11 protein-coding genes are annotated in these 23,139 nt (G+C 46.0%); 10 read left to right on the top strand and 1 reads right to left on the bottom strand.

The genetic code is table 11. The annotated features are described in order from the left end of the window. The first annotated feature begins 139 nt into the window (after positions 1–139). The 9 genes from AC0VYA_RS09160 (at position 140) to fghA (ending at position 16,803) form a co-directional block, all read left to right on the top strand. A complete protein-coding gene (locus AC0VYA_RS09160) occupies positions 140–4,165 on the top strand; it encodes a hybrid sensor histidine kinase/response regulator transcription factor (RefSeq protein WP_475490794.1) in 4,026 nt (1,341 codons plus the stop codon). Between the two features lie 420 nt (positions 4,166–4,585). Continuing rightward, entirely contained in the window at positions 4,586–10,123 is a 5,538-nt protein-coding gene (locus AC0VYA_RS09155) for an autotransporter outer membrane beta-barrel domain-containing protein (RefSeq protein ID WP_475490793.1), read from the top strand. Between the two features lie 338 nt (positions 10,124–10,461). Next, positions 10,462–11,883, top strand: coding sequence for a 30S ribosomal protein S12 methylthiotransferase RimO (gene rimO / locus AC0VYA_RS09150; RefSeq protein ID WP_475490792.1), 1,422 nt, complete (start codon positions 10,462–10,464; stop codon positions 11,881–11,883). Between the two features lie 2 nt (positions 11,884–11,885). Next, a complete protein-coding gene (locus AC0VYA_RS09145; protein ID WP_011574652.1) occupies positions 11,886–12,335 on the top strand; it encodes a DUF2721 domain-containing protein in 450 nt (149 codons plus the stop codon). A gap of 75 nt (positions 12,336–12,410) precedes the next feature. After that, entirely contained in the window at positions 12,411–13,163 is a 753-nt protein-coding gene (locus AC0VYA_RS09140) for an SDR family NAD(P)-dependent oxidoreductase (RefSeq protein ID WP_475490791.1), read from the top strand. A 57-nt stretch (positions 13,164–13,220) separates the two neighbouring features. Next, positions 13,221–14,120 carry an amidohydrolase family protein gene (locus tag AC0VYA_RS09135; protein ID WP_475490790.1) on the top strand — a complete coding sequence of 300 codons (900 nt, stop codon included), beginning with the start codon at positions 13,221–13,223 and terminating at the stop codon, positions 14,118–14,120. Positions 14,121–14,235: 115 nt separating this feature from the next. Continuing rightward, complete coding sequence (locus AC0VYA_RS09130; RefSeq protein WP_475490789.1) at positions 14,236–14,685, top strand: hypothetical protein; 450 nt, start codon at positions 14,236–14,238, stop codon at positions 14,683–14,685. A 103-nt stretch (positions 14,686–14,788) separates the two neighbouring features. Further along, a complete protein-coding gene (locus AC0VYA_RS09125) occupies positions 14,789–15,907 on the top strand; it encodes an S-(hydroxymethyl)glutathione dehydrogenase/class III alcohol dehydrogenase (protein WP_011574648.1) in 1,119 nt (372 codons plus the stop codon). After that, positions 15,907–16,803 carry an S-formylglutathione hydrolase gene (gene fghA / locus AC0VYA_RS09120; protein ID WP_475490788.1) on the top strand — a complete coding sequence of 299 codons (897 nt, stop codon included), beginning with the start codon at positions 15,907–15,909 and terminating at the stop codon, positions 16,801–16,803. The genes AC0VYA_RS09125 and fghA overlap by 1 nt, the downstream gene beginning before the upstream one ends. A 193-nt stretch (positions 16,804–16,996) precedes the next feature. On the opposite strand, the gene AC0VYA_RS09115 is transcribed toward fghA, so the two are convergent. Next, entirely contained in the window at positions 16,997–19,732 is a 2,736-nt protein-coding gene (locus tag AC0VYA_RS09115) for a M14 family metallopeptidase (RefSeq protein WP_475490787.1), read from the bottom strand. 452 nt (positions 19,733–20,184) lie between these two features. Between AC0VYA_RS09115 and AC0VYA_RS09110 the strand changes: the two genes are divergently transcribed. Then, a complete protein-coding gene (locus AC0VYA_RS09110) occupies positions 20,185–23,070 on the top strand; it encodes a TonB-dependent receptor (protein ID WP_475490786.1) in 2,886 nt (961 codons plus the stop codon). Positions 23,071–23,139 lie beyond the last annotated feature (69 nt).

The raw sequence follows: 23,139 nt of genomic DNA, 5'->3' as shown, positions 1-23,139 counted from the left end.
ACTGCCCTCTAGCGACCGTAAAATCACCAAAGAAGCATAAAATCTAGGCGCTGAATACCTCTGAGAATTTGCTTAAAAAGTGTGCATGCAATAGTCTACGTTTCACATAACCACTTGATACTTAAGATTTTATATATTCATGAATTGGGTCAAACGTGTTGTTTTCCTTACCTGTGGTTGCATGTTTCTTATGCATGGCGTCCATGGTCAACAATATAGTGAGGTGGGTTTACCCATCAGCAAAGTGTTTGGCTTACAAGAGCACAATGGTAGTGATCAGAACTGGTGGTTAAGTCAAAGTGAAAATGGGTTTATTTACGTAGGTTCAGGTACCGGCATCACTCAATTTGATGGTGAACGGTGGCGTAAATATGTCACACCGAACAGTACACGTGTGCGCGCGTTAGCCCATTGGAAAAATAACCATATTTACGCGGGCACAATCGATGATTTGGGGGTTTATCAACCCGATGATTCTGGGCAATTGATTTTTCGGTCTTTGATAGCTGACTGGCCTACTGAAACCCGTCAGTTTGGTGAAATCTGGTCCGTGGCGGCCAGTGAAGAAGGCGTTGCCTATGTCAGTAACAAGCAAGTTTACTTTTGGGATGGAACACAGATGCATACCGTCCCTGGCGCAATAGGCGGTAAGCATCGCATATTTTCCGTCGGTAAGGGGTTTGTATATAAAACGAAAGACAGCAGCACAATACACAAGCTCAGCATTACCAGTACAGATAGCACAACCACGTTTTTAGTCGCCTCAACCCCTTTAGCTCTTCCTAAAGACGCTTACGTACGTAAAATATTCACCAACCGTCAAAATGAGATGACAATCATTACTGCACAGCACGGTATTTTCGTTGAGCGAAACAACGCTTTGCAGCGCGTATTGGCACCTCATGCGTTGCCCCCAAAGACCCATCTTTATAATGCTATTCAGGCCAGAGACGGTCTTTACTACCTCGTCTCTTTGTACAACGGCCTCTTAATCATAAATGAATCGTTTGAACTCGTCAGGCGCTATCAAAGCGAACACCACATCCACATGAGCACGCTGTATTCAGCGCTTGAAGATCACCAGGGTAATATCTGGTTATCCGGTATTCCTGGTCTGGTCAAAATGCTGCCGCCTCAGCGAGTCAGTGAGTTTCCTATTGGTGATAACTCCACCATCATAGATAAGTTCAGTCACATCAATGGGCATGTAGTTGCCGCAGGAGACGGTCTGTTTCAGCTAAACGCGTCACAATCTGTAACGAGTCCCCCTGCGTTTGAGCCAATCATTGAGTCGAAAAATATCAATTTTGATGCCATCGAATACCATGATTTCTTACTCTTTGCCGGTGAAGGCGGCGTTTATGCGCGAGCGCTGGGCGATCCTCAAGGCGAATTGACTAATATATTACGTTCCAGCTGGGCCCGTTCTATTAAGGTCGATCCTGTTACTCAAACCCTTTTTGTTTCCACGTATGACGGGTTGTTTCATATCGAGCACGCGCAAGGGAATTGGAATAGTACCTTTATCGAAGGCACAGCAGACGAACTGGAGTTTGTCGCAATTGAAGATGAAGGCGTTGTTTGGGCAGGCACCGCCAGTCAAGAGCTTTACCGAATCGAGAACGCACAGTTCTCCTCGCTCTCGTTGAATCCACAACATACTTTGAGTGTACAAAAATTTAACGCGGCCGATGGCTTAGGGCCGGGTAACGTTATGCCATTTACGTTATCTTCTGGGGTGGTTATGGGCACCAGCAACGGCATGATGGACTACCAAGCAAACCGCACTCCCGCCCTTCAATACGTTAATGACTACCCCGCAATATTCACCACAGAACAACAGGACATATTTCGGCTCTATGAGGATGCAAATGACAGGATCTGGTTTCGTATAGGCCAACACACGGGCTACATTAAAAAAGACCAGAGCGGACAATGGCAAGTATTCGATGCCATGTTCAAGCCGTTTTCAAGCGTTGGGTTTAACGATTTCTTAACCACAGATGAAAACACCCTGTGGTTTGCGCAAAAATCTGGGCAGCTCTACAAAGCCAACATCAAACATTTTGAGACTGTACCCCAGCGTGCAAATCTTCATGTTCACCAAGTCAGTAATGTCGATAACAATGCTGTTATTTATGGCAATATCGCCAGCGAAAATGACATGCCTGAGTTAGATCAAACTAATAACTCTGTGCGCATGCACTTTGCGCTTAGTGATAGCCATATTTTACGCCCTACACGTTACCGGCACCGCCTGTTAGGCAGCAGCCACGATGCATGGAGCGATTGGAGCCATGAACACCAAAAAGACTTTACCCTGCTACCCGGCGGCGACTTTATATTTCAACTTGAAGCACAAGATGCCTGGGCAAGAGAGTACAAAACCGAGCTTCCCTTTGCCGTAAAACCTGTGTGGTATCTCAGCACCCTCGCGTGGTTTGCGTATCTGCTTATACTCCTCACATTACTGGCCCTCAGTGGTTGGCTTACTCAGCGCTGGCGCACAGGGAAACTACGAGAGCACAATGCCCTGTTAGAACAAACTGTTGCAGATAGAACGTTAGAAATCAGTCATAAAGTGCAAGAACTTGAACAACAACAAGTGCTTAAAGAGCGTTTTTTCAACAATGTTTCACATGAATTTCGCACACCTCTCACACTGACTATTGCGCCGTTACAAGATGTGCTCAATGACCACCCCGCCCTTGAGAGCAGCTTGGCATTACCCGTTAAAACCGCGCTTAGAAACGCAAAAAACATGCTGCAATTGGTAGGCAACATTTTGGACATCAACCGCTTGAACATCGGCCAATTTCCCCTACGCGTAGCCCAATACAATGTCGTTGACCTCGTGCATCGCGTTACGACAAGATTCGAGGGATTAGCGAAGCAACAGCAGCAAACTATCTCACTACACAATATTGCCGATCCTATTAGTCTGTATTTCGACTTAGACCAACTCGATAAATGCATGACAAATTTGTTATCAAACGCACTGAAATACAGTGGTCGTGATAGTGAAATAGACATCACGCTGATTAATACCGAAACACACGTAGGTATTGAGGTGCGCGATAATGGCCCGGGCATCGAGCCCGCCCAACAGAACAACGTGTTCGAACGTTATTTTCAAGGAGAGTCATCAGAGCATATAACTCAGCCCGGCACAGGAATAGGGTTAGCGCTAATTAAAGAGCTGATTGAGCTGCATCATGGCACAGTCGAGTTACAAAGCGAAAAGGGTCAAGGTTGCCGTTTTACCTTATGGCTGCAACGCGGTCAGCAACATTTTTCATCAGCCCAATTAGCCGAGTCGATTTCTTACCCGTCTGAACCTTGTCCACCTGAAGCCAATGTTACTCACGTTTTACCCGATAAACTCATCAAAGATGAAACCTGGAGCGATACAGAGCAGCACGATATCACCACAGTATTAGTGATAGATGATAATGCCGAACTGCGGCAATTCATCGCGCTTCGCCTATCCGGCTATTATCGTATTACGCAGGCAGAAAATGGTGAAGATGGCTTAGCTAAAGCGATATCAATCCTGCCTGACGTAATCATCTGTGATGTGATGATGCCTAAAATGGATGGCTTAACGCTTATGCATCACCTGAGGGGCAACCAACACACCCGTAGCATCCCCGTTATTCTTCTCAGTGCAAAATCTGCCAAGCGCGATACCGTTGAAGGATTGCAACGTGGAGCGGACGATTACTTGACTAAACCGTTTGACACCTCTGAGCTAGTAGCTCGCGTTGACGCCCAATTAAGAGGCAGAAAATTAATTCGTGAAAAGCTGGAAGCTGAATTTGCTAGTGCCGATTTACCGGCTAATGACAGTCCTAATTTTATCGATAAACTGCGTTCGAACATCATTCAACATTTAACCGATCCAGAATTTACCGTCGATCAACTCGCTGAGTCGTTAGCCATGAGTCGACGCTCTTTGAGCCGAAAATGCCAGTCTGAGTGTCAGCAAACGATTGTTCAATTTATGACAGAAGTACGCATGCAAAGCGCACTCAAACTATTGAATGAAAATAAACTCAGTGTCAGTGAAATTGCCTACGGTACGGGATACGAAAGTTTGTCTTACTTCTCTCGTACTTTTAAAAAGTTCTACGGAAAAGCTCCCTCTACCATCAGTCAGTCATAATCTGCGGGGTATCCCACAAGCCCATCAAGGGGACACAGAATTCTCAATTGTTATTTCGGCATTGCGCAATGCCTGATATCCGCTGCATTAAATCACTAGCCCCTAAGCGAAAATTCGATGGAATTGGGGTTAACCAAGCCCCCTGTCTATCAATTGGCCATTTTGTACAACTAATTGGCTCAATACTTCAAACCTATTTTGCTTTCTAACCCTATGATAATCCTTAGTAAATCGAACTAGAAAAAGATTGATTCATTGAGCCTAATCGAATGGGTTGTGCACATTATTTCAACTCGCGAAAAGCAGCAAAAGCGAATTTGCAACGCCATAACCAAATGCACATGACCCAGTAAAATTGATTAATTGACACTTTGAGTAAAACGCCATTTAGAGCGCCCATAGCAGCAAGGAACTACCACTATGAATACACGAGCAGTCCACATAAGATCTCTAACGAATGATATCAGTGCAATCCAGCCTACCAGCGCGCAGGCAATGCAGCCGTTACATCACCCCAATAGACTAAGCCAAGTCGCTTTAGCTATCACCATTGCACTGGCAAGTCAGCAGTCCTTTGCTGGTGTGCAAACCGACGAGAATACCCGTTCAAATGTGTCAATGGGCAGCTTTAATTTTGGCGTGTCAGACCAAAGCGTTTGGGCGCCTGATGGCCCGAGCAGCTTCAAAGTGGACTGGGAGTTAACAAGCAAAGAGTGGGACTCTGTGTTTGGCAGACCGCCCAGAGCCCGCTTAGGTGTAGGCAGAGTTGAAGGCGGTTGTTTTCTAGGAGCCTGTGCGTATTTTGGCGCAGCAGCGGGCGTGCAGCTTGAAGCCTATATGTTACCTTATTTGAACCTTAACCTTGAGCCTGGCACCTTCGATGCCACTGCTCATTACACCCCTACTGTCAGCTATCAATTTGAGGGCTTAGGGACCGATAGATTTTCCCTCGATACACGTTCTGGGTTACATGAAGAAAACTCTAGCTTCTCAGTAGATGCGCCGCGATTTGAGCTTAAAACGGGGTTAAATATTCAAACCAATTTAAGCCTATTTGCTGAGGCGTGCATAGTAGACTGCTTTATCGATGAGAAATACGTCATACCCGGCACCACCACTAATTTTGATATCGACTTACTAAGAATTGACTCCTTCAAGGGCGAGTTTGCGTACCTCAATCTTGATATAAATGAAGTATCCGCTCAGGATATTGTCGACTTTATCTCGGGTGATGCCAACGTCGTGGATGCCTTTTATCATCAAATTACTACCGAAGATGTGGCGAATAAAGTCAAAGAGCAAGCGGACAAACGACTCAGTGAGGGTAAAGCCAGCACCGTTAAAAATTTACTGGAAATTGATACCGGTCCTATCTCTATTGATCTATCAAACCCTTTTACTGAAAACGCACAAGGCAGTATTAACAACGGCAGCTTTTCCGCCAGTCTTGGGGGCGATTTACTTGATGTCAGCTTGGATATAGACGAAGTCATCGGCTATGCCTTTGGCTTGACCAGTGGCGGCACGCTTGCGTTTGAAGAAGGTCCATTAACGGCTCAACTCACAATAGGTGACATCAACGCTGGGCCCACCGTTGATTTAATTCAAGATATCAGCGTGACGCCAGAGCTGATGGTCAACATGCAGTTCGATAATGAAATATTTGTCGCCGGGCGCATCGGTAAACAAACGTCTTACTATGGTGCATGGGACAGCCTGCCAGATTTCGCGCTACTCGCTGACTCAAACATACTGCGTGATGGTGAGCAACCTCAAGACAAAACCGTTAATGCCAGTACCGCGTTTTCATTAAACGCCACGGTTAAAAATCGCACATATTTGGATATCGGAGCACAAGTATCAGGCGAGCTGCTATCTGCCTCAATCGATATTGATGATTTTACCGCCCTAGCGATTGGCCCCTTGTTGTCATTCCAAGAAGAAGCATCGTTATTTGAAGTGGACGTATACAATAATTCCTTCGCGCTTAACCACTGGTCAAGCATAGACGCCAACGGTGTTGAAACAGGCGTAAAAACCTTGCAAGGTGAGAACCTCTCGTTCAATGGCTTTGGCGAAATAGTCTTTCAAGGCAGAGGTCAAGGTGATTTCAATAGCGGCGCGAGCGACGCATATTATTATGATGACGACCGCATCGATCAGTACCTAACCGCAGATGAATTGATTAAATATGATGCAGGCGAGCGCTACTACAACCAAATACAAGACAGCTCGCTCAAAAATAGACTGTACCAAGAATACACCGTTGACCAGTATCAAGCGGGTCAAATCATGCAAGACGGTAAATTAACCGTCAATTCAAATCGCACTATGACCATTGAAGCTGAAGCAAGTGTTGAAATGGGCATGGACAATAACTATCGCGTACGCAACATTTTTGAAGAAACCGAAGACCGCACAGAGTTAGGGCTTGTTAACCAAGGGCAACTTAACGTTTACGGGGAAATATACAGCAACGCCGGTATTGAAAATCAACAATACGTGTTTCGAAACACAAGCGATGCGCAAATTTCTGTTGGTGCTAACGGCTGGCTTAAGTTTGACGGCAATATGCAGAATCAGGGTGAAATCAACAATTATGGACGAATAGAAAATACCGCGGAAGCGAGCTGGTCAACAGGAAAAATCGCCAATAAAGTGGGGGCTAACTTTGATGTGTACGGCAGCTTCGAGCTCATCAACAATCACCAAATATCTGAGCAATACTCCAACGATGGTACTGTGGGTGTGTATAAAGGGGGCGAGCTGGTCGTTAAATCATCCACTAACCAAGGGTCTTTAAACAACACTGGTACCCTATCCATTGAGCACGGCGCAGAGCTTCGCACCCACAATACGACGAATTTAGCGACGACGGTTATCAATAATCAAGGTTTAGTCGAGAATGCAGGGTATGTGTTCAACAGCGCTCGAAGCACCATTAATAACGGCACGACATCAAGTGTTTCCCCTGACAACATTGCCAATTCAATGGTCGCATGGCAATCCTCTCGCACATCCATTGAGCAGCAGTACAATGCGGACGGAGGCTATCTAGACACCAATCAACAAATGGAAAAAGCGGCTAACGCCAATCGTAACGCCAAGTTATATTGGCATGACGATCCGTGGTCGAACGAAGCGACCTATGCAACGACCTCACACACCTTAAATAACTATCGTAAAGACGGCGGTACGCTAGACCAAGCCTATCAGGCAGTACAAAGTGAAGTAGATACTCTAAAAGCGGCCGGGTTTGGCGTTTGGGAAAACAACAAAGACGCCTTACTCGTTAACGAAGGCACTTTTAATAACAATGCTGTAATGGTCAATAACGTTGGCGCACATTTTTACAATGAGGGCGCACTGAACAATAACGGTTACCTCAGTAATACTGGGCGGTTGGTAAGCCAAAATAGCACCGGGATCATCAATAAAGGCCTGATAGAAAACGGCACAGGTTCTGTGAAACTAGCCAATATTTCTACGCTGGTGGTAATGGACCACTTAGATAACACCGGACACATTATCAATCACGATACCATGACAAATTATGGCGAGATATATCATGAACAAGGAAATGCCCAGTCACTATTACAACCGAAGATCACCAACCATGGACTGCTTTCAAATGTAGGTACGATGCATAGTGCTGCCCAGTTGAGCAACGAGCAAGGCGCACAAATTGACAACTACGGCCATGTTGAAAACAACAGCACGCTGAACAATCACGGCTTTTTAAATAACGGCATCGAAAATCAAGCGGCATCAACGATCAACGATAATGCCAGCGTCATTGCCAATGCACAGCTATTCAACAACACGTCCCGCGCGCTAGAAGTAGAAGATATTCAGTTAACAAAGCTACTGACTAAATTCGAAAATGAAAGTGCTCGCCAATCGCTCAATGGCTTTAAAGGAGAAGTAAGCGATGCCAGCACGAATGCGTTTGCTATTCACCTCTATGAGAAATACTTGGTGTCTGATCAAGCCTACGGTTACGGACCACAAGCAGGCACATTGGAAGACAACCGCGAGTCTATCCGCGACTGGGTCACCAGTAGAGGTCAGTTGCGCCAGGAAACTAAAGATGCGTGCCATAACAACATGCTTGAGTGTTATAAAATTTATTACGGTGATCGAAACGATGTAAACGACAGCGTTAATGCAATAAATTACGTTTTAGGGGATAACAATACTGGTATACAACATTACAGTTTGTACGCAGATTCCGGCCTAGAGCAGAATATCAATGGTGCCCAGGGCGAACACGGTGATAATCAGAATCGCTTCGAATGGACCATGTTAATGATGCTCAATGCAGAAGGGTTAGGCCTTAACTCTGTATTGGATTTGGAAGCGATGCAAAACATTTATCCGGGTCAGTTAAATCCCCAAGATGAAGCACGTTTGTTTAAATCTAATTACTTCGCCTACGGCGACAGAGGCAATTTTGGCAGTGGCGATATTATCGGTTTAGATGCGCTATATGCGCTGTGGATTGACAAAGCCTTCCTAGAAACCAGCGGCGGATACGGCCGTCACGGTAAAAGCTTTACCTTGAATGACGTTAATGTAAACCAAAATTCAGCATCTTACGCGTTGGTATCTTTGTATCAAGGCGTGCATCAATCGACGGCACAAATCATGGCGCTAAACGAGACACTCAGTGGCCTTAATGTCGAATTGAGTCACGTGACTTCAATCGATGCAACACTGGTTAACAATGACACCATCAATAATTATGGGGTGATAAACAATAGAGGCAGCATCACTAATCAAACAGGTAGCATCATTAACAATGACGGCGCCCTTATTAACGCTTCAGGCGCTAACATCGATAACCATGGCTCGATTGTGACAGATAACAACGGCGTTTTATTATCCTCAGGCACAATGGTCAATACGGGTACGCTTGACGTTAAATCTGGCACCATAATCAACGAAGGGTCACTCATCAATAATGGCGATATCCTGCTGTCAGCGTTGTTCAGTGATGATGGTGGCGAGCAGGCAACGGTTGATAATGCGGTGTTTACCAACCGTGGATATATGGAAAATAACGCCTCAGGGCTGATTGAAGTCGGCATTAATAGCCAACAGGTCGATACGGTAGCGGGCACCGCTAGCGGTAACTATTTTGAAAGTACATTTGAAAATATAGGCCAACTGGTGAATCGCGGGCGTATTGTGATAAACGATATACTGTTTAATAGCGGAGTTATTGCGAATCTAGAAGGTGCTGAGTTCGAAAATAACGGTCTTATCAATAATGCCAGAGGGAGTCTTATTTCCTTTGCTGACAGCGCCACCTTAGATGGGTCAGTCATCAACAACGGGCTCATTGCTGTTGCCCATAGCGAGTTGCTAACACTCACGGGTGGAATAATGGGAGCAGGAACGTTTGCGGGTGATGTTTTGTTATCAGGCACAAATATCAGCCCAGGCAATAGCCCAGGTTTAATGACCTTTGATGGCAACGTGAGTGCGCTGGATACCAGCTGGGTGTTCGAAATTATGGGTACCGAGCGCGGCATAAGTTACGACGCTATCGATATTACAGGCAATCTAACTTGGTTAGATTTATACCACTCGTTCACTGTCTATTCTTTCATCGATTTTGACACTGTGATGAATTTTGATTTCAACTTCTTAAATGTCTCCGGTGATATTTTAGACGGTGATGGCAACGTAATAACCGACTTAACAACAACTATGCTGACATTTAGCGACAACTGGTTTGGTCGCTGGATTGCAGGCTCTGATGGTTGGTCCCTAGCGTTAGAGTATATCGCTGACGAACTCACCTACGATATGCAATATGCTCATTTACAACGTGATAATACCAGCGATGTACCAGAGCCACCGGTGTGGATGTTCCTTTTCTTTAGCGCGGCGTTTTTCATACTGCGTAAAGACGGCCCCGCACCCAAGCGAAAAGAGGATTTGCTACAATAAAACCCGCTGTGCAACCGTGAGTCATCGGCAAGGTATCACATCACCTCGCCGGTGACGCATGTGATGTCTTGCCGAATGTGGTCCGGTCATGTTTTGTATTACTGTTAGGGGGAACGTTCAACCGATAAGGTTAAGGATACCCGCGTCTCAAGCGTAGGCATTCACTTCGAACTCAGCACCTTGCTGATAAAAGTAAACACATTGCTATCTTTGCATCTCAGCCATCAAAGACAATCAACTGTCATGTGCATCGCAAACCATTTCCGTTATAATCGCGTCAAATTGGCGTTCGCCTCGATCTACGACTTTATTGATCCATTACACTATTTGAGCATTTGATGACTGTTGAAACCTTTAATCCAAAACAAACCACGACCTTAGAAACACCGATAAAAACTATCGAAGCTGATAAGCCAAGTACTTTATCCACCGGCTCGCGGATTGGTTTTGTCAGCCTCGGCTGCCCGAAAAACCTAGTGGATTCAGAGCGTATCTTGACTCAGTTACGCACAGAAGGGTATGACGTGGTCAATACCTATAACGATGCGGATTTAGTCATTGTAAATACCTGTGGTTTTATTGATACCGCCGTACAAGAATCGCTGGATACCATAGGCGAAGCACTGGCTGAAAATGGCAAAGTTATCGTCACCGGTTGCTTAGGCATCAAAGAAGATGAAATACGCGAGGTGCATCCCAACGTATTGGCCATTACCGGCCCTCATGCGTATGAAGAAGTGGTAAATCAGGTTCATGAGCATTTGCCTCAGCCAAGTTATAACCCGTATATGAATTTAGTGCCGGATATTGGCGTTAAGCTGACGCCGCGCCATTATGCTTATTTGAAAATATCTGAAGGCTGTAACCACAGATGCACCTTCTGTATTATTCCTTCCATGCGCGGCGATTTGGTTAGCCGCCCTATTGGTGAGATTTTAGATGAAGCCCAGCGCTTAAAAAACGCTGGGGTCAAAGAGCTGTTGGTTATTTCACAAGACACCAGCGCTTATGGCGTAGACGTTAAAAATAAAATGGGCTTCTGGAATGGTATGCCGGTAAAAACAGGCATGACAGAGCTGTGCGAAAAGCTCGGTGAGATGGGCATGTGGGTACGATTGCATTACGTTTACCCCTATCCATCTGTTGATAAAGTCATGCCGTTAATGGCCTCGGGTAAAGTGTTGCCTTACCTAGATATTCCCTTTCAGCATGCCAGCCCGCGTATTCTTAAATTGATGAAGCGCCCCGCCGCCGCCGAGCGCACGATGGAGCGTATTAAGAAATGGCGCGAACTGTGTCCAGAGTTAGTTATCCGCTCTACCTTTATTGTGGGCTTTCCAGGTGAAACCGAAGAAGACTTCCAAATGCTGCTCGACTTTTTAGACGACGCTCAGCTTGAGCGCGTGGGCTGCTTTAAATACTCAGATGTTGAAGGCGCGAAAGCGAACGACTTGCCGGACCCGGTCAGTGAAGAAGTCAAACAAGAGCGTTTCGAGCGCTTTATGCAGAAACAGCAACAAATCAGCAGCGCGAAATTACAGCGTAGAATTGGTTCAACCATTCAAGTGCTCATCGATGAAGTAGACGAAGAAGGCGCTATTGGTCGCAGTTTTGCTGACGCCCCTGAAATCGACGGCCTTGTTTATTTAAATGGTGACGTTGAGCTTAAACCTGGCGACATAATTACCGCCACAGTTGAACACGCTGATGAGTACGACCTATGGGCCTCGCGTACTGTAAACAGTGACTTGAGTGCTTAAACGTGGAGTCATCGATTTCTGATTTAGCTCAAGTGATTCAAATCGTCGTTGCGCCAGTCTTTATGCTGACGGGCATCGCTGGCTTTTTAAACGTGATGTCAGGTCGCTTGGGACGCATTGTCGATAGAGCGCGCATAATTGAGCGCCGCGTGGCCATTCTTAAAAACCCTGACAAACTCAAAATTTCCCAAGTCGAGCTTAAATACCTGTGGCGCCGGATTAAAATTATTAACCGCTCTATCGGAATGTGTACCGCTTCGGCGCTTTTTGTCTGTTCAGTGGTATGTTGCTTGTTTATCGGCGAGTTTTTGCTGATGGACTTGACTAAAGCCGTAGTGATTTTATTCGTTATCGCGCTTTTGCTCCTGATCGTTGCCTTGGTATCGTTTTTAAAAGAAGTGCAATTGGCTACCCGTACATTGCAAATGGGCAAAGAATTCGACGACGAATAACCGATGTTGAGTAAAATAGTTGGGTAAAATAAAGAGCGGTTTGCAAACAGATAATGAAGCGTGAGAGGTAATAGGATGTCAAGCACAACACAGCCCATTTGTATTGTCACCGGTGGTAGCTTAGGGATAGGCGCTGCCATTTGTCAGCTATTTGCCCAAAAAGGCTACCGAGTATTTAATTTAGATTTACAGGCCCCACCTCAGCCTGATGTCGCTGTTCATTGGCATCAATGCGATGTATCAAACGTGACACAAGTGAAAGGTATTATTGCCAGTATCCGCAGTGAACATTCAAAAATTGACTGCTTGGTGTCTAACGCTGGCGTGCATCTGTCCGCCAATATCGAGCAAACCAGTGAAGACGTGCTTGACCAGATGTTTGCGATTAATGTCAAAGGGGCTTACGCCGCCATTCAAGGCGTACTGCCAAGCATGGTTAAGCATGGTGGCGGTTCCATTATTTTAATGGCCTCTGATCAAGCGCTAATTGCCAAGCAAAATTCTTTTGCATATAACTTGACCAAATCTGCTTTGGCATCAATGGCAAAAACGACCGCGCTGGATTATGCCAAATACAATATTCGCGCGAATGCAGTATGCCCAGGGACAATAGAAACCCCTCTGTATCATAAAGCAATTGATAGTTACCTTGAAAAGTCAGGGCGCGATGGTGACGAAGTACACGCAGAAGAAGCCGCGTTGCAACCTCTCGGGCGTCTAGGCCAGCCAAACGAAGTGGCGCAGCTTTGTTACTTTTTAGCAAGTGAACAGGCGGGTTTTATCACCGGTAGTTTGCAAGTCATCGATGGCGGTTATACCGCCCAGTAGTCGTTTTACAGCGTTACACATAAACGGCAGGCAGAAACGGAAAAAGCAAATAGCAATATGGACATTATCGACCCACATCTGCACCTTTTTAACCTAAGTGATGGTCAATACGGCTGGTTAAAACCCGAAAATCCCCCCCACTGGCCAGATAAACACACTATTCATCGTGACGTTAATCAAGCTGAACTGCAGCTAGATTCTGGGTTGGATCTAGCTGGTTTTGTGCACATTGAGGCGGGTTTTGACAACGCCCAACCGTGGCGAGAACTTGATTGGCTAGCACAACACTGCACCCTGGCCTTTAAGAGTGTGGCAGGTGGTGATCTAACGTCTGAGCAATTTCCCGAGGTGTTGGCTAATTTGCGACGCCGTCCGTCACTTGTCGGTGTTAGGCACATTCTTGATGACGATGCTCACGCCTTGCTAAGCAGCTCGGTGTTTCGAAAAAACTTGGCCCTGTTGGCTGAGCATGGTTTGAGTTTCGATGCGCAGTTTTCATTGTCGGATACTCAAGCCACACAAGTGCTATGCAAGGTGCTTAATAATACGCCAACCTTACGCGTGATCATCAATCATGCAGGTTGGCCGCCTCTTCGATCTAATACCCACAACTGGCAGCAAGCCTTTGACCGATGGCAACACAACCTTCGTGCACTCGGGCAATACCCAAATGTGGCAATAAAGCTCTCTGGCTGGGAAATGCAGAATCGTGCGTACACTGAAGCAGACATGCAAACAGTGATGATGGCCTGCTTGCAAATACTGGGTGAGCGCCGAGTGATGCTTGCCAGTAATTTTCCGCTAACTACCTTCAGCCAATCTTATGCAGACTTGTGGCAAACTTATGGCGCACTTTTAACGTCAGTCGAAGTGCATGAATTTGCCCAAGCAGAGCCAGATGACAGATTAAAAAGCCTACTGCTGTATAAAAACAGTGCGAGTTGGTATCAATTTTAACCATGCACCAAGGCACTTTACGCCAGTGATGAGCCCCGCCCATCTCTTGTATTGCACTGCTGCCTGTTAAGCGTTTAGACTAACCACTCAAACGATAGAAAGTGAGTAAGTTTAAGTGAAAAAACAGCGCAAAAACCTGTATCAATGGCCCTTAATTTTGCTCACGGCAAGCCTATTTGGCTGTGCCGGCAATGAACCGAAACCCATACAAACCACAGATCATTTCAGTACTCAAATAAGCGATGACGGCGAGACTCAATTTGCCTTTGGTTTATCGTGGTTTAATTTACCCGAAGAAGACACAGATAATAGAGGCGAACGCGGCGGCAGACGTGGCGGTCGTGATGGCAGCAGAGACGCAAGACTTGGCGGGCAAAGCAACCGCCCTATCGGCTCGAATTTAAACCCGCAACCAAATAATGAAACCAAATTGGCGCTTGAAGACAAAGCTGTGCTGCATTTAAAGCAAACCCTAGATAAACGCGATCTGTGTCCCAATGGTTATACCATCGACGATATTATTTGGGAGCCCAGACGCATTCGCCTGATGGGAATGTGCAAGTAAGAGCGTGCAAGTAAAATCGTTTATATAACTAACGCCCATCTATTTGATCGGGGTTGGTTATGATTTCTCAAAATACCTGTTTTCAGCAAAAAGGATCAACACTATGCAAAGCATTAAAACTCGTGCGGCGGTTGCTTGGGCAGCCGGCGAACCATTATCCATTGAAGAAGTTGATTTGATGCCGCCACAAAAAGGCGAAGTACTTATTAAAGTCATCGCCACTGGCGTATGTCATACCGATGCCTACACCCTGTCGGGCGAAGATCCGGAAGGCATCTTTCCTGCTATTTTAGGCCATGAGGGCGCCGGGATTGTTGAAGCCATTGGCGAAGGCGTGACGTCTGTCGAAGTGGGCGATCATGTTATTCCGTTATACACGCCAGAATGCGGCGAGTGTAAATTTTGCTTGTCAGGAAAAACTAACCTATGCCAAGCAATACGTGCCACACAGGGTAAAGGCTTAATGCCAGATGGCACCACACGTTTTTCAAAAAATGGCAAACCTATTTATCATTACATGGGCACATCTACCTTCGCGGAGCACACAGTCGTGCCTGAAATTGCCTTAGCGAAAATCCCAAAAGAAGCCCCTCTTGAAAAAGTATGTTTACTTGGTTGCGGCGTCACCACGGGTATGGGCGCGGTCACTAACACCGCCAAAGTGCAAGAAGGCGACACGGTAGCGGTATTCGGTTTAGGCGGCATCGGTTTATCTGTGCTAATTGGCGCGAAAATGGCCAACGCGGGTCGTATCATCGCAATTGATGTGAACGAAGATAAATTTAAAATTGCTAAGCAACTTGGCGCGACCGATGTGGTGAACCCAAAAGATTTTGACAAATCCATTCAAGAAGTCATTGTGGATATGACTGATGGCGGCGTAGATTACTCGTTTGAGTGCATCGGCAATGTGAATGTGATGCGCTCAGCACTTGAATGTTGTCATAAAGGCTGGGGCGAATCGGTGATCATTGGTGTGGCCGGTGCGGGCCAAGAAATCTCTACTCGACCGTTCCAACTTGTTACCGGTCGAGTATGGCGCGGTTCCGCATTTGGTGGCGTGAAAGGTCGCAGCCAATTACCTGATTATGTACAACGCTACATGGATGGCGAATTCGAGCTTGATACCTTCATTACCCACACTATGCCATTAGAAGACATCAATACGGCGTTTGATTTAATGCACGAAGGGAAATCCATCCGCTCAGTGGTGCATTATTAATGAGCGGTCAACAGCAAATGAGCGCTGCCTCAAGCGACACTTCGAGCATAATCGAAGTGTCAGCAAACCGTTGCTTTGGCGGTTGGCAGAAGCGGTTTAGCCACCAATCCGCTGTACTGAACTGTGAAATGCACCTTAGCGTGTATTTGCCTCCAGCCGCTGAACTAAGCAAACCGCTGCCTGTAGTCTATTGGTTAAGCGGACTCACCTGTACAGATGAAAACTTTGTCACCAAAGCCGGTGCACAGCGCGTTGCCAGTGAGCTGGGCATCATGCTTGTCATACCTGACACCAGCCCGCGAGGTGATGATGTACCTGATGCTGACGACAAAGCCTATGACTTAGGTTTAGGGGCAGGATTTTATGTGAATGCAACCCAAGCCCCTTGGGCTGAGCATTACCGCATGTACGACTACATCGTCGACGAACTGCCCGTCCTCATTCAGCAGCACTTCAAAGTACAACCTAAAGCAGCGATTGCAGGGCATTCAATGGGCGGCCACGGTGCGCTTATGATTGCCTTGTCAAATGTGAAACGCTTTAGTTCCGTGTCGGCCTTTTCACCGATTGTGAATCCGATGGAATGCCCGTGGGGACAAAAAGCCTTCAGTCATTATTTAGGTGACGATAAAAGCGAATGGCAACAATACGACAGCTGTGAGCTAATGCGCCAGCAAGGCCAATTTTTACAATTACCCATGTTGATTGATCAAGGCCTAGCGGATGACTTTTACCAAAGCCAAAAGTTAGCCAAACCGCTTGAGGCGATAGCACAAGAGATAAACTACCCAGCTGAGTTTCGATACCACAACGGTTATGATCATAGCTACTTTTTCATCAGCAGCTTTATTGAAGATCACTTGCGCTTTCACGCTAAGCATTTAGCCGAGTCGTAGGCCGTTACTGCTCAGCACGAACGTCTATGCGGCTAAGCTAATGCAAAATTACGTTTATAAAAAATAACACCGTATTAAACAAAAAAACGCCAAGTGGTTTTCCCCACTTGGCGTTCCTATTAGCGCCATAATTATAGCGTTCTGCTTATTGGCCTGAATTGAAAGCCCCAATAAACCTTAAATAACAGCTTAGCTATTTAGCCACATAAGCGTGAGCTGATGCGCTGAAAATAGCATTCATCAACATCACATTTAACCCGTCAAGATACGCCCGAGTGGTTGGCTCTTGAGTAAACGCGATCACCATTCCATTCCCGCTAGGTTGATGAATAAGAAATGGCTTATACGCCAATTGCTTTTTATTTTCTTGCCATAGATAACCACTGGCCAATACGTCTTTTTCACTCTTAAACCATGCAAGGTTTTTCCCTGAAGCTAATCGAATCGGCGCGAAGATATCATTTCCATAAACAAGCCCCACCACTTCGGGGGCAACGCCTGCGGTGAGCCAGTGCTCTTGGTCGACTTCCACATTGGCTAAGATCCCAGCAACGAAATCAGGGCTCTCTTCATTGTTTTCACTGTCTTTGACCAAATCTTCGCGGTTGACATAGGCTTTACCCGCTACGGTTGATGATTCATCATCAGACTCGTCCGCGCTGCCCTCCTCTTTTATGGCTAACTCGCGTTTGATATCCAGTAAACCAATGTCGGCTTCAGCCGCAAAGCGCGTTGCACTGCCAAGGGTAATTAGCACCCCGCCCGCTTCAACCCATTGTTTTATATTCTGTGCACCAGCCTGACCTAAGCCATTGTGATAACGCCCTGCCGGTAAAATCAGAACCTGATAATGACGTAAATCTGCGCTTGCCAATGTCGAGGTACGAATGGCATTCACCGGATAACCAAATTGCTGCTCTATCACGAAACGGGTGTTACCCGCGCTGAGCGATGAAGTGGGGTCATCCCAGGCCATGGCGATTTTTGGCGCGCTTAAAAGGTGGGTATCATTGCTACCAAAACTGGGGCCGTCTGTTACCCAGCTAGTATTCACACCATCGACTATGGCACCACTTTGGGCGGCTAAATCTTGCACCGTTGCAGCAATAGCATTGTCATTAGCGGCCACTTCGATAATTAAGCTGCCCGCTGGATAGCGTTTTTTATCGTCTAAGGTAAATGCACGGTCAGCGGTTTTGAGGGTGACATTTTGCTGTAACGCAGCAGTTAAAAAGCGTCCTGCGGCCATATCACCCCAAGGTACAATGTAAGCCACGGTGGCATGTGGGTTTGTTACTTTTCCTTCAAGGGTGTCAGTCATTTTCACTAAGCGGTGATCACCTGATACCCCTTTGCCGCAGGTGTTTACCTCTAGGTTATACATTAGGGGTAATGACCAGCCTGTTACATCGTAAATTTGATCACCTAGCTTGCGTTCTCGGCGACGCTCTTGCTCTTTAATAAACGCGTTACTCATGTCGACTTGCTGAGTAAACGTAGTTTTTACAAAACGCCCTCGGGGTTGAGCCGTGTCGATGTAATAGCTGCCTGGCGCATAGGTTTCACCACACAGTTTCACTTTTTCAGTAGTTTGGTAAACATCTACGCCGTGCTCGGTCATTAATTTAGCCAGTTTGAAGTTGCCAGCGCGGTCTCGTTTGTTGGGCAAAATGAAAACACGCTCTTTCTTATCAGACTTACCTGCATCGATCGCATCTACCTGATACTGGTAGTAATCATTCAGTAACTTGCTGCGATGGTTAGCAACGGTTTCAGCAGTGGAAATAGACGCTACAAAATGTCGTAATACTGTGTCTTCGTAACTTAAGTCATTACCGTCCATGCGGCGAAAAATTTCGCCCCTAGATGATGCTACTTCGTAGGTCGATGCAGCAGCGCCATAAAAAGTCGGCCAACTATCGCCATAGCCAGGATAAAAGGCATCAAAGATTTCTCGGGTAAAATAATCAAAGCCATTGGCATCAAAATGCTTAGCATTATTGCGCCCCACCAAGTTGATATTGTCGATTTGTGCTTTGGTCATATGTGGGTTAACTGGTTGCGCTGATGGGGCAAAGTAGTAACTTTCATCGCCACCCATTTCGTGTAAATCAATGACCACCAATGGACGATATTTGTTCATACTTGCAATACGGCCTTTGGTTTCAGGTTGGGTAATGGCAAGCCAATCGCGGTTCATATCAAATAGATAATGGTTTGCCCGACCACGGGGCCAAGGTTCATTGTGCTCAGCAGATAATCTGTCGCTGCTGTGCATCATGCCCACAGTAGAATAATAGTTGGCGATAAAGCGACTTCGACCATCAGGGTTTTGCAATGGGTCGATAAATACAATGCTGTTTTGCATGATGTTATCAACCGTTGCATCCCCTTTTCCCGCCAGCAAATGATAAGCCGTCATCATTGCTGCATCGGTACTGCTTATTTCATTGCCATGCACGCTGTACTCTAACCACACTGAGGAGGGTAACGCGGTCATTAGATTTTTGGCTTTACTTTTATTGGTAACTCGCGGGTCTGATAATGCCTGCATATCTGTCGAGAATTGCGCCAAGTTAGCGATGTTCTGCTTAGTACCGATGGCTGCATAAATAAGCTTTCGCCCTTCCCATGTTTCCCCGTATTCGAAAAGTTTTATCTGCTCAGGGGCTGCTTGTTGCAGGGCTTCAAAAAAGCGCAGCATGTCTGAATGCGACGTTATGCGCTGGCCTACAGAGTAACCCAACACACTTTGCATCGTAGGGATTGCATTGTCATACTGAACCGCTGGCCAGTTGGCGGCTTCAGTGAGAGATTTTGGCGTAGCAGTAAGAGGTGTTGAATTAGGCTGCGGCGCGGCAAGTGCGAATGCACTCATGCACGTCAACGCACCGAAAAGCAGTGGTTTAAAAGCGTGTTTAAGAATCATATTGTTCCCTGATGTTCTGGATGTAAATGTGCTTTAGTCGGCTTTTTATAGCCGACTTTTATTATTCAGACATATCATACCCAAAGTACCCAACGATCCCAGTAATTAGCCTACAAAATCGTAAACAAATATTCCGTGCTAGCGCTGTACTTGAACCTTGTCATGGTTCTTCTATTAGTCATTTTTAGCCTGTGTCCTCGCCATCCTCAGCGCCCAGAACATAAAGCAAACATCCACCCAGCTTTATCGTGCCAAACCGCGCCTTATCGTATACGCAATGAATTTGACTCAAACATATTATGTTTAACTTGTTAATATGTATAAACCTGCTAAATTACACACCATTAACAACCGAGCAGTATTTGCAACAAGCATTCATTGTCATTAGTGCTTGTTGCATCAAGTACCGCTTGCAACAGAAAAATGTAGTGTGAACTCATAAGGATCGGAACATGACAATCGTTAAACACTTTCGTTTATTACCTTTAGGCATCGCTGTCTCTGCAGCACTGATTAGTGCCAACACCTATGCGCAACAAACTGACGAAACAGAAGTCATTCAAGTTAGAGGAATAAGAAGTAGTCTGAGTGAAGCGATGGACCTAAAGAAATCGGCCCCTTCGATACAAGACAGTATAGTGGCCGAAGATATTGGTAAGTTTCCAGATCAAAATGTAGCCGAGTCTTTACAGCGGATTTCTGGTGTGATGATTTCGCGAAATAATGGTGAGGGTTCAAAAATTTCGGTTCGTGGCATGGGACCACAATTCAATGCCGTGAAAATTAATAATCGAACGATTGCCACGACAGACAGAGGCCGAGAGTTTGATTTTCAAGCGTTACCTTCAGAATTGATATCGGGCGCGGACGTGATTAAAGCATCGCGCGCCAACATAGCCGAAGGAAGCTTAGGCGCCTACGTAAATATATCGACGGCCCGACCTTTAGATAGCACGGGCTTTAATGCTGCCACATCAGCAAATATTAGCTACAACGACTTGGCTGACGAGTACGGTAATAGAGTGTCAGCCATTATTAGCAATACCTTTGCTGATGATCAATTTGGCATTTTGTTTGGATTTTCTCGTCAAAAAACCACCAATAGAGTCGATGCTGCAGGTACCACCCATTGGGGCTCATTTCAAGCGGACAACCAAGCCTGGATCACCGGTCCCACTAAAGACATTAATGGCCAAGATATCACCCAAGGCACTATTTGGTATCCTGGTAGAGGCACCTTTACTCTGGATATTGAAGAGCGTGAGCGCACAAGTGCAAACGTCACCTTTCAATGGCAACCCGACGAAGACACCACACATACCTTCGATGCTCTATACACGGACTTGAGCCGGCAAGCTGGTAGCAACGGTATTCAAGTGCCGCTGCAGGGTTCTGGTTGGAGTGACGTAGTCGTATCTGAAAATTACACCTTGCTTGAGGGCAAGCGAAATCAAAAACCAATTGATGTGCTTATGCAAGAGCGTGGGCAAGACTCCGACACCTTGGCCCTTGGATTAAATAGTGAATTCTATCGTAGCAGCTGGAAATTGGTGAGCGATTTGTCGTATTCAAAATCCACCGCAACACCCAAAGCCAACACACTTGTAGCGCATGCCGTAAATCCTAATTACGACGATTCGTTAGATATCTTTGACCCCAACTACGTTGATGGACAGATCAAAGGCCTAACCATTAATGACTACCTGAATGTTGATAACTACGGCGATATTATGTCCATCGACACGTCTGTTGAATACGGTAACCCAGCGGCCATCCGCACGCACTGGAATGACATTCAACACAAAGAGCTTGAAGATGAAATTTTTGAAGCCAAGTTCGATGCGAGTTATACCCTAGATTCTGGGCCAATCAGATCAGTTGATATGGGCGTGGCCTATTCGGATCGTGAAAAGTCCCAGCAAGTCTTTAAAATCAATCATGGCTGCTATAATACGGATTTATGGGTGCAGCCCGAAATAACCACACCTGAAGAACAATACCTGTTCGATAACACTCTTTTACCCTACAACACGTGTGGCCAACACATTGATTTAGAAGACAGCTTATTTCGTACAAATAACGTTAACTTCTTAGCAGATGAAAGCGGCACCTTCCCGCGTAATTTTGTGCTAGTAAATGATTTCAACGCTTACAAAGAAGCCATTGCAGATATTCGTCAGGAGCCTAATTGGACTCAAGAATACTTAGCCCCCGCCGAGTCTGTTGCGAACACAGAAGAAACCTTTGCTCTATACAGCCAACTCAATTTGGAGGGTGAAGTACGAGACATTTTGATCAGCGGCAACGTCGGTTTACGCTATGTAAAAACCAAAACGTCATCTGAGGGTCATCGCCGCTTTCGTGACTCAATCAGTGATGTTTACGAGCAAAACGAAGGCGTCATAGTAGAAATTGTTTATACGGATCCTGAAGCGTTAACGGTTGAAAAAGACTATTCGCACTTTCTGCCAAGTGCCAATTTAAACGTTGATTTCGGTAATGGCGTTTTTATAAAAGGTGCCGCGGCCAAAGTTATCACGCGCCCTGCCCTTGAAGATACTGGCGTAAACAGCACCTACCCTTTGCGTATTCGAGCTGATCAGTACAATACGAAAAGTGGTAATCCGTATTTAGAACCCTACGAAGCAACTCAGTATGACTTGTCGTTAGAGTATTACGCCGACAACGGCGATGCCTACTCAGCAGGCCTGTTTTACAAAGACATAGGCACGTTCATATCGCAAAAGACAGTGCAAAAAGATACGGGTTACGTCGCCGTGAATCAGAATTGGGGGACCTTTTATGAATACTCAGAAGAGCAAACCAATCGTAGCGGCGGCAAAGTCAGCGGTATTGAAGTGGCTGCGTTGCACTACTTTGATTATTTACCCGGTTGGCTAAGTGGCTTCGGTATTCAAGCTAACTACACCTACACCGACAGCAAAGACGATGAAGCGGCGAAAGACGAGATAGCACGCGAAAACGTGTTATCTGCGGGCAGTGGTTTAGAAGGCTTTTCAAAGAATGCTTACAACGTTATCGGCTTTTATGAGCAGGAAGGCTTTCAAGCGCGCTTAGCATATAACTGGCGTGACAATTACCTGAAATACCGCTCAGGCCCAGTGATAGGAAGTAACGGTTTGCCTCAACACGTGCAAGACTATGGTCAATTTGATTTCAGCACCTCATACGACATAAACGAAACCTTCACTGTCAGCGCTGAAGCCATCAACCTGACCAATGAAAAAATAGTCGAATATGCCGATGTGCGAGAACGAGTCACTCAGATTCAATACTCAGGAAGACGTTTTCAACTCGGTGTGAAAGCGACTTTCTAATCCTTTTACCCCAACATGCCTCGACACGCCCTTGGATCACTCAGTCTAAGGGCGTGTCGCTTTTGTTTT

The sequence above is a fragment of the Paraglaciecola sp. QJM3NY_14 genome, assembly GCF_056173245.1.
This window is presented reverse-complemented; position numbering and strand designations above follow the sequence as displayed.

Coding starts and splice junctions, on each gene's coding strand:
- AC0VYA_RS09160 (WP_475490794.1), top strand. CDS start 140: ATGAATTGGGTCAAACGTGTTGTTTTCCTTACCTGTGGTTGCATGTTT.
- AC0VYA_RS09155 (WP_475490793.1), top strand. CDS start 4,586: ATGAATACACGAGCAGTCCACATAAGATCTCTAACGAATGATATCAGT.
- rimO (WP_475490792.1), top strand. CDS start 10,462: ATGACTGTTGAAACCTTTAATCCAAAACAAACCACGACCTTAGAAACA.
- AC0VYA_RS09140 (WP_475490791.1), top strand. CDS start 12,411: ATGTCAAGCACAACACAGCCCATTTGTATTGTCACCGGTGGTAGCTTA.
- AC0VYA_RS09135 (WP_475490790.1), top strand. CDS start 13,221: ATGGACATTATCGACCCACATCTGCACCTTTTTAACCTAAGTGATGGT.
- AC0VYA_RS09125 (WP_011574648.1), top strand. CDS start 14,789: ATGCAAAGCATTAAAACTCGTGCGGCGGTTGCTTGGGCAGCCGGCGAA.
- fghA (WP_475490788.1), top strand. CDS start 15,907: ATGAGCGGTCAACAGCAAATGAGCGCTGCCTCAAGCGACACTTCGAGC.
- AC0VYA_RS09115 (WP_475490787.1), bottom strand. CDS start 19,732: ATGATTCTTAAACACGCTTTTAAACCACTGCTTTTCGGTGCGTTGACG.
- AC0VYA_RS09110 (WP_475490786.1), top strand. CDS start 20,185: ATGACAATCGTTAAACACTTTCGTTTATTACCTTTAGGCATCGCTGTC.